Annotated in this window: 10 protein-coding genes; 5 read left to right on the top strand and 5 right to left on the bottom strand. The window is 69.3% G+C overall.

What is annotated here, in order from left to right:
- The first annotated feature begins 95 nt into the window (after positions 1 to 95).
- A complete protein-coding gene (locus GFH49_RS17850) occupies positions 96 to 1775 on the top strand; it encodes an IS1182 family transposase (RefSeq protein WP_155054089.1) in 1680 nt (559 codons plus the stop codon).
- A 93-nt stretch (positions 1776 to 1868) separates the two neighbouring features.
- Here the strand turns inward: GFH49_RS17850 and sodN are convergent, their stop codons facing one another.
- On the bottom strand, positions 1869 to 2264 hold the full coding sequence (sodN, locus tag GFH49_RS17845) for a superoxide dismutase, Ni (RefSeq protein WP_007491258.1): 396 nt from the start codon (positions 2262 to 2264) through the stop codon (positions 1869 to 1871).
- Between the two features lie 145 nt (positions 2265 to 2409).
- Between sodN and sodX the strand changes: the two genes are divergently transcribed.
- Positions 2410 to 2844, top strand: coding sequence for a nickel-type superoxide dismutase maturation protease (gene sodX, locus GFH49_RS17840; RefSeq protein WP_155056909.1), 435 nt, complete (start codon positions 2410 to 2412; stop codon positions 2842 to 2844).
- Here the strand turns inward: sodX and GFH49_RS17835 are convergent.
- Positions 2748 to 3377, bottom strand: coding sequence for a CGNR zinc finger domain-containing protein (locus tag GFH49_RS17835; RefSeq protein WP_155056901.1), 630 nt, complete (start codon positions 3375 to 3377; stop codon positions 2748 to 2750). The two genes, sodX and GFH49_RS17835, sit on opposite strands and share 97 nt — an antisense overlap.
- Before the next feature lie 120 nt (positions 3378 to 3497).
- On the opposite strand from GFH49_RS17835, the gene GFH49_RS17830 reads away from it, so the two are divergent.
- Positions 3498 to 4274, top strand: coding sequence for a class I SAM-dependent methyltransferase (locus tag GFH49_RS17830; protein WP_155056900.1), 777 nt, complete (start codon positions 3498 to 3500; stop codon positions 4272 to 4274).
- 97 nt (positions 4275 to 4371) lie between these two features.
- On the opposite strand, the gene GFH49_RS17825 is transcribed toward GFH49_RS17830, so the two are convergent.
- Genes GFH49_RS17825 through GFH49_RS17815 form a run of 3 tightly spaced genes read right to left on the bottom strand, consistent with a single transcriptional unit; the run spans position 4372 to position 7063 of the window.
- Positions 4372 to 5139 carry an amino acid ABC transporter ATP-binding protein gene (locus GFH49_RS17825; protein ID WP_155056899.1) on the bottom strand — a complete coding sequence of 256 codons (768 nt, stop codon included), beginning with the start codon at positions 5137 to 5139 and terminating at the stop codon, positions 4372 to 4374.
- Positions 5140 to 5142: 3 nt separating this feature from the next.
- Positions 5143 to 6072, bottom strand: coding sequence for an amino acid ABC transporter permease (locus GFH49_RS17820; RefSeq protein ID WP_155056898.1), 930 nt, complete (start codon positions 6070 to 6072; stop codon positions 5143 to 5145).
- Between the two features lie 34 nt (positions 6073 to 6106).
- Positions 6107 to 7063, bottom strand: a complete 957-nt coding sequence (locus GFH49_RS17815; RefSeq protein WP_155056897.1) for an ABC transporter substrate-binding protein — start codon at positions 7061 to 7063, stop codon at positions 6107 to 6109.
- Positions 7064 to 7652: 589 nt separating this feature from the next.
- On the opposite strand from GFH49_RS17815, the gene GFH49_RS17810 reads away from it, so the two are divergent.
- Both GFH49_RS17810 and GFH49_RS17805 read left to right on the top strand, forming a co-directional pair.
- Positions 7653 to 8888, top strand: coding sequence for an NAD(P)-dependent malic enzyme (locus tag GFH49_RS17810; protein ID WP_155056896.1), 1236 nt, complete (start codon positions 7653 to 7655; stop codon positions 8886 to 8888).
- A 546-nt stretch (positions 8889 to 9434) separates the two neighbouring features.
- Positions 9435 to 11702: an ATP-binding protein gene (locus GFH49_RS17805; RefSeq protein ID WP_155056895.1), complete on the top strand. Its 2268-nt coding sequence runs from the start codon at positions 9435 to 9437 to the stop codon at positions 11700 to 11702.
- Positions 11703 to 11727 lie beyond the last annotated feature (25 nt).

Below are 11727 nucleotides of genomic sequence, written 5' to 3'. Positions count from 1 at the left end.
GACGCTGTTGGTTAATTCGGGCCCGTGCGTGACGTCGGCTCCCAAGACCCGGTTGTGGTCTTGGGAGCCGACGTTGTCGTATGGGGTGGGTGTCGATGTCTATGCAGCCGAGCGGGCCGGGCGAGATTCCGGTGGAGACGGTGCGGGTGGCGCGGGCCGCGTTCCCGAAGGGGAGCCTGGCGATCCGCGTCCGGGACGAGCTGGGACCGTTGTTCACCGACGAGGAGTTCGCGGATCTCTTCCCTGCGCGGGGGAAGCCTGCCTGGTCACCGGGGCGGCTGGCGTTGGTGCTGGTGTTGCAGTTCGTCGAGGGTCTCACCGACCGGCAGGCCGCCGAGGCGGTGCGGGCGAGGATCGACTTCAAGTACGCCCTCGCGCTGGAACTGACTGATCCGGGCTTCGACTTCTCGGTGTTGTCGGAGTTCCGCGACCGCCTCATCGAGGCGGAGGCGGGCAGGCGGGTGCTGGACGGCATCCTGGCCGCGGCCCGGGAGAAAGGACTGCTGAAGACGGCAGGCCGGGCCAGGACCGACTCCACGCATGTTCAGTCCGCGGCACGGGAGCTGTGCTGGCTGGAGATGGTGGCGGAGACGCTCCGTTCGGCGTTGAACACGCTCGCGCAGGCTGCCCCCGACTGGCTGGTGGAGGTTGCCGAACCAGAGTGGTTCAGGCATTACGCCACCCGGGCCGAGGACTCCCGGTTCCCCAAGGGCCAGGTCGGACGGGAGGAGGTCGGCAGGCGGATCGGGGCTGACGGGATGCGACTGCTTGAGGCCGTCTTCTCGCCCCGGGCGCCGGCCGGGCTGCGGGAGCTGGAGCCGGTCCAGATTCTGCGGCAGATGTGGGTTCAGCACTTCCACCTGACCGGGGGCGAGGTGCGGCGGCGGGACCCAAAAGACCGCCCGCCGGGCGCGACGCGCCTGGTCACGCCCTATGACCCCGAGGCGAGGGGCAGCAAGAAACGCGACATCCTGTGGGACGGATACAAGGCCCATCTCACCGAGACCTGCGAGCCGGACACCCCGAACCTGATCACAAACGTGGCCACCACCGACGCCACCGTCCCGGACAGCGTGATGGCCGGCCCGATCCACGCCTCCCTCGCCGAACGGGACTGCCTGCCCGGCGAACACTGGGTCGATGCCGGCTACCCCAACGCCGCCCAGGTCGTGGCCGCCCGCAGCGAACACGGCATCGCTCTGCACGGCCCGATGGCGGCCAACACCACGGCCCAGAAGGACGGCCCCTACGGACAGGACGCCTTCACCATCGACTGGGACAAACAGCAGGTGACCTGCCCGGACGGTATTACCAGCACGCAGTGGCACCACCGGCACTCGCAGCACGGCCAACCCGTCATCCGGGTTCGTTTCAACCCGGCCGACTGCCGCACCTGCACCCACCTGCGTGACTGCGTCAGCTCACCGAAGGCCGAACGCCGGGAGATCACCCTGCGCCACCGCGCCGAACATGAAGCCGTCCAGGCCGCCCGGACCGAGCAGCAGACCGACGTGTGGAAGGAACGCTACAAGATCCGTGCCGGGGTCGAGGGCACCATTTCTCAAGGCCTCCAGCGCTGCGGCCTGCGCAGATCCCGCTACCGGGGCCTGGCAAAGACCAGTCTCCAGCACCAGCTCACAGGCGCCGCCATCAACCTCACCCGCATCGACGCCCACCTCACCGGCACACCACGAGCCCGCACCCGCACCAGCCACTTCGCAGCACTTCGCCCCGCCGACCAAGTCGACGGGGCGAAGCAACAGGGCCCGAATTAACCAACAGCGTCGGCGAACCGACCGGGCCCCTTCATAGTGCTTGTCGACCTGCGATGGTGCACCGATCGCCGGTCGGGGGAGGCTGACTGGGCGTCAGGCCTTCTTAGTCTCCCAGAAGATCTTGTCGATCTGGGCGATGTAGTCGAGGGCCTTCTGGCCGGTCGCCGGGTCGGTGGATCCCTTGGCGGCGGAGAGGGCCTTCAGGGCGTCGTTGACCAGCTGGTGCAGCTCCGGGTACTTCTCGAAGTGCGGGGGCTTGAAGTAGTCGCTCCAGAGCACCGAGACGTGGTGCTTGGCGAGTTCGGCGCGCTGCTCCTTGATGACGGTGGCGCGAGCCTGGAAGTGCGGGTCGTCGTTGGCGGCCATCTTCTCCTGCACGGCCTTCACCGACTCCGCCTCGATGCGGGCCTGGGCCGGGTCGTACACACCGCAGGGCAGGTCGCAGTGTGCGCTGACCTTCACCTTGGGGGCAAACAGGCGGGAAAGCATGGAGCATTCCTTCCTCGTGATCGTCTTCTCAGGTGGGACATTACTCCCTGCAAGAGAGGTTTTCGCGAGTGCCCCCATGGGCTTAGGACAAAAGTCCGGGGTCAGACTGAGACTGGTGGAGGATCGGACCGGGGAGGTGCCGGCGATGCCGGAGCTGTCGCAGGAGACCGAGGGCGGGAGGTCGCTGCTGCCCTTCGGGGTGGCTGAGGTGACCGGGCCGTCGATGGTGCCCACGCTGTATCACGGAGATCGGCTGGTGGTGCAGTGGGGAGCCAGGATCGGGCTGGGTGACGTCGTCGTCCTGCGGCATCCGTTCCAGCAGGACCTGCTCGTCGTCAAGCGGGTCGCGGAGCGGCGCGAGGGCGGCTGGTGGGTGCTGGGGGACAACACGTACGCCGGCGGCGACAGTACCGACTACGGGGCCGTCCCCGAGGAACTGGTCCTCGGCAGGGTGCGTTTTCGGTACCGGCCGTTGAAGCCCGCTCAGCGCTCGCCGTTCGCGCTGCTGCGCTGGGCGCTGTCGGCCGCCAGGCCCGTCTTCTCCGACCGGTCGGCCTCCAGGCGCTTGCGGGCGCGGTAGGCGGCCACATTGGCGCGGGTGGCGCAGCGGTCCGAGCAGTAGCGCCGGGAGCGGTTGGTCGAGGTGTCGAGGTAGGCGTTGCGGCAGGGCGCCGCCTCGCACAGGCCGAGGCGGTCCACGCCGTACTCGGTGAGGTGGAAGGCCAGGCCCATCGCCGCGATGGCCGCGTAGCCCGCGGTCGCGTTCGACGGGTGGTCCGCGAGGTGCATGTGCCACAGCGGGCGGCCGTCGTCGTCCCGGAAGTCGTGTCCGGAGATCTGCGGGCTCACCGGGAACTCCAGCAGGAGCGAGTTCAGCAGGTTCACCGCCAGTGCCTCGTCGCCGCTGTCCGCCGCCTCGAAGACCGCCCGCAGCCGCGCACGCACCGAGCGGAAGCGGGTGACGTCGGCGTCGGTGGCGCGGCGGGCCGCCTCCTGGCTGACGCCGAACAGGTCGCGGACGGCCTCGACCGAGGTCAGTGAGTCCTTGCCCCGGGCCGGTTCCTCGCTGTTGACGAGACGTACGGCGTAATCCGAGTAATAGGCCAGTTCCACTTGTAGTCCTTACGGAGGCGCTCTATGGTCGTGATGCGGTCGGGTAACAGCCGGTCGTGCTTCCAGGGTATTACGTGATGAGTGTCACGTGACATGTGCGACGGGCGACGGAGGGTCTCGATGACGGACACCGACACCACAACCACCACGGCCGGGCCCGACTGGCAGGCCTGGCAGCAGAGCTGGGACCGGCAGCAGGAGTGGTACATGCCGGACCGCGAGGAGCGCTTCCGGACCATGCTCGACATGGTCGAGGCCTTCGTCGGCGCCGAGCCGCGCGTCCTCGACCTCGCCTGCGGCACGGGAAGCATCACGGCCCGGCTCTTCGCCCGGTTCCCGGACGCCACCAGCACCGGCGTCGACCTCGACCCGGCGCTCCTCGCCATCGCCGAGGGCACCTTCGCGGGCGACGACCGCGTCACCTTCGTCACCGCCGACCTCAAGGACCCCGACTGGGCGGCCAGGCTGCCGCATCGGTCGTACGACGCCGTCCTGACCGCCACGGCCTTGCACTGGCTGCACAGCGAACCCCTCGCGGCCCTCTACGGTCAGGTCGCGGGACTCGTCCGCGACGGCGGTGTCTTCATGAACGCGGACCACATGATCGACGACACGACGCCCCGGATCAACGAGGCCGAGCGCGCCCTGCGGCACACCCGCATGGATCAGGCCAACCGGGACGGCGCCCTCGACTGGACCGAGTGGTGGCAGCTGGCGGCCGAGGACCCCGTCCTCGCCGAGCCGACCGCCCGCCGCTTCGCGATCTACGGCGAGCACGCCGCCGGCGACATGCCGTCCATCGCGTGGCACACGCGCCAGCTGCTGGCGCAGGGCTTCGCCGAAGCGCGGCCGGTGTGGTGCTCCCCGTCGGACACGCTCCTGCTGGCGTTGAAGTAGCCCTCCGGGGGCGGAGCCCCAGCGCCCCCCACGGGCCGAGTCGGAAAGGGGCGGTACGGAGTCTCCGTACCGCCCCTTTCCCAGTCCCAGCGAAGCGTCACAGCACCTTCGACAGGAACGCCTGCGTCCGCTCGTGCTGCGGGTTCGTCAGGACCTCGCGCGGGTCGCCCGACTCGACGACCACGCCGTTGTCCATGAAGACCAGGCTGTCGCCGACCTCGCGGGCGAAGCCCATCTCGTGGGTGACCACGACCATCGTCATGCCGGACTCGGCGAGGTCGCGCATGACGTCGAGGACGTCGCCGACCAGCTCCGGGTCGAGGGCCGAGGTCGGCTCGTCGAAGAGCATCAGCTTCGGGTCCATCGCGAGGGCCCGGGCGATGGCGACGCGCTGCTGCTGGCCGCCGGAGAGCTGGGAGGGGTAGTTCTTCGCCTTGTCGGCGAGGCCCACCCGCTCCAGCAGCTGGCCCGCGCGCTCCCGCGCCTCGGTCTTGCTGACGCCCTTGACCTGCACCGGCGCCTCGATGACGTTCTCCAGCGCCGTCATGTGCGGGAACAGGTTGAAGCGCTGGAACACCATGCCGATGTCCCGGCGCTTCAGCGCGACCTCGCTGTCCTTGAGCTCGTACAGCTTGTCGCCCTTCTGGCGGTAGCCGACCAGCTCGCCGTCGACGTACAGACGGCCGGCGTTGATCTTCTCCAGGTGGTTGATGCAGCGCAGGAAGGTCGACTTGCCGGAGCCGGAGGGGCCGATGAGGCAGAAGACCTCGCCGGTCTTGACCTCCAGGTCGATGCCCTTGAGGACCTCGACGTGGCCGAACGACTTGTGGACGCCCTCGGCCTTGACCATCGCGGTGGTGCTCATCGGTCAACGCCTCCAGTTCGCGAGGGACAGCATGTTCGCCTTGATCTTCTGGAACGGCGTGGCCGGAAGAGAACGGCTGGAACCGCGGGCGTAGTACCTCTCCAGGTAGTACTGCCCGACGCTGAAGACCGAGGTCAGCAGCAGGTACCAGGCCGCGGCGAGGAACAGCATCTCGGCCGGGGCGCCGGAGGTCTGGCCGATGTCCTGGGCGACGCGGAACAACTCGGAGTACTGGACGACCGATACCAGCGACGTCGTCTTCAGCATGTTGATGACCTCGTTGCCCGTGGGCGGCACGATCACGCGCATCGCCTGCGGGATGACGATCCGGCGCAGCGTCTTGGCGTGGCTCATGCCCAGCGCGTGGCTCGCCTCGGTCTGACCTTCGTCGACCGAGAGCAGACCGGCGCGGCAGATCTCCGCCATGTACGCGGCTTCGTTGAGGCCGAGACCCAGCAGCGCCGTCAGGAACGGCGTCATGAAGTCCGACCACTCGTCCTTGTAGAACGGGCCGAGGTTGATGTACTCGAAGACCAGGCCCAGGTTGAACCAGACCACGAGCTGCACCAGGACCGGCGTACCGCGGAAGAACCAGATGTAGAACCACGCGATGGACGAGGTCACCGGGTTCCTGGACAGGCGCCCGACGGCGAGCAGGATGCCGCCGACGATGCCGATCGCCATGGACAGGACGGTGATCAGCAGCGTCCTGCCGACACCGCCCAGAACGCGGTCGTCGAAGAAGTAGTCCGGGATCGCGTCCCAGTTGATCCTGCCCTGGGAGAACGCGTACACGACCCCGCCGAGGAGCGCGATCGCGATAACGGCGGAGACGTACCGTCCGTAGTGACGTACCGGGATGGCCTTGATGGCCTCCGGGCCGGCCGGCGGGGTGTCCGCCGGCCCGTCCGTCTTGTCAGTGTCAACAGTCACGGGTGTTGCCTTTCAGTGCCCGCAGTCCCTGCGGTCACTTGCCGCCGTTGATGGTGGCCTTCGTCACGGCGCCGTCCTCGACGCCCCACTTCTGCATGACCTTTTCGTACTCGCCGTTCGCGATGATCGCGTCCATGGCGGCCTGCAGGGCGTCCCGCAGCTGGGTGTTGTCCTTGGCGACCGCGATGCCGTACGGGGCGGCCTCGACCTGCTCGCCGACGAGCTGGAAGTCGTTGCCGCCGCCGGAGTTGGTGACCGCGTACGCGGCCACCGGGAAGTCGGACGAGCCGGCGTCGGCACCGCCCGCGCGCAGCCGGGTCTGGGCCTGCTGGTCGTTGTCGAACGCCTCGATGGACAGCTTCTTGTTGCTGGGGCAGTTCTCGGCCTCGGCCTTGGCGAGGTCCTCGGAGACCGAGCCGCGCTGCACGACGATCTTCCGGCCGCACAGGTCCGACCAGGTCTTGATGTCGGTGTTCTTGCCCTTCTGGGTGTAGATCGAGACACCGGCGGTGAAGTAGTCGACGAAGTCGACGCCCTCACCGACCTTCTTGCCGGTGTCGGCGTCGATGCCCTCCTGGCGGTCCTTGGTGTCCGTCATCGCGGACATGGCGATGTCGTACCGCTTGGAGCGCAGACCCGTGATCAGGGTGTCGAAGGTGCCGTTCTCGAACTCGAACGTCACACCGAGCTGCTTGCCCATGGCGGCAGCGAGGTCCGGGTCGATACCGACCGTCTTGCCGGCGTCGTCCTTGAACTCGACCGGCGCGTACGCGATGTCGGAACCGACCTTGATGACGCCCTTGTCGCGGATCTCCTTGGGCAGCCGGTCGGCCAGCGGGGCCGCCACGGCGGTGTCGCCGCCGTCCGAGCCGGCGTCCTCCGTCTGGTCACCGCAGCCGGTGAGCAGCAGTGCGCCTGCGACCGCGATCGAGCCGACCGCTGCCAGGCGGGAGCGCGTGGCGGTCGTACGACGGGTGGAGCTTGCGGTCATGGTGGGTTCCTCCGGCGGATGGGTGGAGTTGCCGATGGGGCGGAGGACGGCTGCCGACGGGTTCGGCAGTCGTCTTGGGTCTTCAGTGGCCGCCTTGGGCTTGGGTCCCGGGGCGGCCGGAGCACACCGATCGACGGAAGCACTCGCCTTCGAGTGTCGCGACCTCGTGTGATTAGGGCATCTTGCCATTCGGACTAGTCCAATCAGGGCGCCCCCCATGTCAAAATCGGATAACGGGTGACCCGCGAACCGCCTCAGTTCGGTACATCGCGGCCGGACCTTCTGCGGGAATCCCTCCTTCCAGCCGGAAGATCTTCGGCGTCAAGCGTTTCTCCAGGACTTGTCCCGATATGGAGTCACGAGTCATGTCACCGGCATGTGACCTTCGCGTTATGGAGTCGTCGTCAGCGCCGTCCGTCCGGTAAGAAGGTTCTTTACACCCCTCATCCGGGGCTCAGGGCGCGTGTGCGGCGCGTCCGTCGCGTATGTGCCCGTACGCATCACCGACCAGGGCCATGCGCGGTGCCCGCCCGCTCCTCAACCAGGAGTGGCCACCCTCAAACCATGAAGACCTAAGGGGTACAGCAAAGTGGCAGCGGAGATCGTCAATCCTCGCAGCGACAGCACCAGCGGCAGCACTACGGACCAGGACGGCGGGCCCGAGCCCCTCGATTCCTTCGATCCGGTGTTCGCGCTGCACCGCGGCGGCAAGATGGCCGTGCAGGCCACCGTGCCGGTCCGGGACAAGGACGACCTGTCCCTCGCGTACACGCCCGGCGTCGCCCGCGTGTGCACCGCCATCGCCGAGCAGCCGGAGCTGGTCCACGACTACACGTGGAAGTCGTCCGTGGTCGCGGTCGTGACCGACGGTACGGCCGTGCTCGGACTCGGCGACATCGGGCCGGAGGCCTCCCTTCCAGTGATGGAGGGCAAGGCGATTCTGTTCAAGCAGTTCGGTGGCGTGGACGCCGTTCCGATCGCGCTGGACTGCACCGGCGTCGAGGAGATCGTCGAGACCGTGGTGCGGCTCGCGCCGTCGTTCGGGGGCGTGAACCTGGAGGACATCTCGGCGCCCCGGTGCTTCGAGATCGAGCGGCAGTTGCAGGAGCGGCTGGACATCCCGGTCTTCCACGACGACCAGCACGGTACGGCGGTCGTGACGCTGGCGGCCCTGCGGAACGCCGCGCGGCTGACGGGCAAGGGGCTCGACGAGCTGCGGGCCGTCATCTCCGGTGCCGGGGCCGCGGGTGTCGCCATCGCGAAGATGCTGCTCGGGGCCGGGATCGGGGATGTCGCGGTGGCCGACCGCAAGGGCGTCGTCTCCGCCGACCGGGAGGACCTGACACCCGTCAAGCGGGAGCTGGCCGAGCTGACGAACAAGGCCGGGATCACCGGGTCGCTGGAGGCGGCTCTGGCAGGCGCCGACGTCTTCATCGGCGTCTCCGGCGGTACGGTGCCGGAGGCGGCGGTCGCCTCCATGGCCGAGGGCGCGTTCGTGTTCGCCATGGCCAACCCGAACCCGGAGGTGCACCCGGATGTGGCGCACAAGTACGCGGCGGTCGTCGCGACCGGGCGCTCGGACTTCCCGAACCAGATCAACAACGTGCTGGCGTTCCCGGGGATCTTCGCGGGCGCGCTGCAGGTGCGGGCGTCCCGGATCACCGAGGGGATGAAGCTGGCGGCCGCCGAGGCGCTGGCCGCGGTGGTGGGGGACGACCTCGCCGCCGACTACGTCATTCCGTCGCCCTTCGACGAGCGGGTCGCTCCCGCGGTGACCGCGGCGGTGGCCGCGGCAGCCCGGGCCGAGGGCGTGGCTCGTCGCTGAGGTGTGAGGGTGGCCCCGTCCGGCTGGGCGCAGTGTCCGGCTGGGCGGGGCCATTTCTTTTTCTTTGCCGGTGGCTTCTTTGTCAGTGGCTTCTTTGCTGGCGGCTTCTTTGCCGGCGGCTTCTTTGACCGGCAGTGGGGCCGTTCGGGTGGTCTGGCCTGTCCCTGACGGGGCTTCTGCGCTGCCCGCGGCCGGGCGTGGAGCCGCATCTCGCGTCACGGTGAGGCGGTCTTTCCGCGGTGCCTCGTCCTGCCGGCGGGGGCGTCCATGGAGCAGGAGCCAGGGTCGACCCGCCGGCACAGTCGGGTCGCCGAGCGGCCCGGCAGGCGATGAGATCGGACCGGTCCTGGCCTGCCGGGCCGACGCCCGCCTCGCGCGGTTATTCTGGTGTTGATCGGATTTGGTACACGTCATCCATGATGTTGCTGAGCGGCGGTGACCGGTGCACTCCCGCATCGGCCTCCCGGCGCACGGCCGCCGAGCAGTGGGCCGAGGGGGCCGAGGGGGCGTTCGGGTGCGGTTCGGAGTTGGCGGGAGGCGACTGACGTGACGGTACCGGTGTCACGAACAGGCAACCTGCCCGAGGCGTTCACCACGTTCGTGGGAAGGCGCCATGACATCGCCGAGGTCCGCCGCCTCCTCGGCACGGCGCGGCTGCTGACTCTCACCGGGGTGGGCGGCGTGGGCAAGACGCGACTGGCGCTGGAAGTGGCGGCCACAGCCAGGAAGGCATTCCCCGACGGGACGTGGTTGGTCGACCTGGCACCGGTGCGGGACCGCTCCGCGGTGGTGGCCGCGGCCGCCACCGGCGTGGGCGTCGTGGACTTGGGCGCCAGACCCGCGCTTGGCATGCTCACCGAGCATCTGGCCCAGCGCCGGGCACTGATCGTGCTGGACAACTGCGAGCACCTGATCGAAGCCTGCGCCGAACTGGCGGACACGCTGTTGTCGGCCTGCCCCGAGCTGCGCGTACTGGCGACGAGTCGTCAGACGCTCGGCATCGCCGGCGAGCATGTGTTCGCTGTGCCGCCGCTCAAGGTGCCGGACGAAGCGGTCGAACTACTGCGGGACCGGGCCGGCGCCGTACGGCCCGACTTCCGTATCACCGACGCGAACTGGGATGCGGTCACCCGGCTGTGCGCCGACTTGGACGGGCTGCCGCTCGCCATCGAGCTGACCGCGTCCCGGCTGCGTACGCTCACCGTCGAACAGGCCGTGGACCGGCTGGAGGACCGTTTCGCGCTGCTCACCGGGGGCAGCCGGACCGCGCGACCTCGGCAGCGCACGCTGCGCGCGGCGGTGGAGTGGAGTTACGAGCTGTGCTCGACGGCCGAGCGGCTGCTGTGGAACCGGCTGTCGGTCTTCGCCGGTGGCTTCGGCCTGGACGGGGCCGAGGGCGTCTGCGCCGGCGAGGGCATCCACTCGCAGGAGGTACTGGACCTGCTGGACCGGCTGGTCGTCCAGTCCGTCGTCCTGCCCACCGAGCACGAGGGGCTGCCCCGCTACCGGCTGCTGGAGACGCTCCGCGAGTACGGCAGGGAGCGGCTCGCCGAGTCCGGCGAGGAAGAGCGCCTGCTGCGGCGGCACCGCGACTTCCACCTGGCCTTCGCCGAGCGCATCGCCGACGGCTGGTACGGCCCCGGCCAGGAGCAGGCCCTGACCCGACTGCGCGCCGAGCACGCCAATCTGCTGGCCGCACTCGCTTACGACGACGACCCGCAGGCCACTCTCGCGCTGGCCGCGGCGCTGCGCTTCCACTGGTGCGCCGGCGGATTCCTCGCCGAAGGACGACGCCAGCTCGACCGTGCGCTCGCCGCCGCGCCCGAGGCCACCCCCGCCCGTGCCCGGGCGCTCTGCGCCGCATCCTGGGCGGCGTTGCTGCAGCGTGACCATGTGACGGCCGGCCGGTGGCTGGACGAGGCCGGAGAGCTGGGCGAACGGCAGGACGATCGGATCGTGCGCGCATACGTCGTAGGCCTTCGCGGCTCATTGGCGATGTTGCAGGGCCGGCCGGCGGAGGCCGGACCGTTGTTCGAGCACGCGGTCGCTGCCCACACGGCGGCGGAGGGGGAGGCCTCGGCGGCGTTCGCCCTGTTCCAGCTGGCCGCGGTGCAGATGCAGATGGGGCATCCGCAGGCAGCGGAGACCGGCCGACGGGTGATGGCCCTGACGGAGGCGCACGGTGAGCGGTGGGCGCGCGCACACGCGATATGGACGCTGAGCATCGACGCCTGGAGCCATGGTGACCTGGAGAAGGCCCTGGGGCTGATCGGGGCCGCGCTCACGATCGAGCGGGGCTTCAACGAGCCGCTCAGTGCCGCCCTGATGCTGGAGACACTCGCCTGGATCATCGCTTCCAGTGGGGAGTACGAGCGTGCAGGTCGGCTACTGGGCTCCGCGCGCAAACTGTGGCGTGATCTGGGCGGGGACATCTCGGTGTTCGGTCCGCTGTTGGCCGAGTTCCACACGCAGTGCGAGCAGTCGGTCGTACGAGCACTGGGCCCGGAGGCGTACGAGAGGGCGCTCGTGGTCCGCGGCGGCCACGACAGTCCCGGCCAGGCCATCGACCATGCCCTCGACAGCGGCGTCGAACCGGCCGCCCAGGCCGACGCTCCCAGTCCCTTGACGCACCGGGAACTGGAGGTGGCCGCGCTGGTGGCCAAGGGCATGAGCAACCGGCAGATCGCCGCCAGGCTGGTCCTCTCGCTGCGCACGGTCGACTTCCATGTCGGGAACATCCGCGCCAAGCTCGGCTTCGGAACCCGCGCCCAGATCGCGGGCTGGTGGGTGTCGAACCGGGGGCCGACGGAGTGAGCGCCGGACGGGATTCCCGTCGACC

The organism is Streptomyces blattellae (assembly GCF_009709555.1).
Lineage (GTDB): Bacteria > Actinomycetota > Actinomycetes > Streptomycetales > Streptomycetaceae > Streptomyces > Streptomyces blattellae.
The sequence above is the reverse complement of the archived record's forward strand: the minus strand, read 5'-3'. Positions and strand labels throughout refer to the sequence as shown.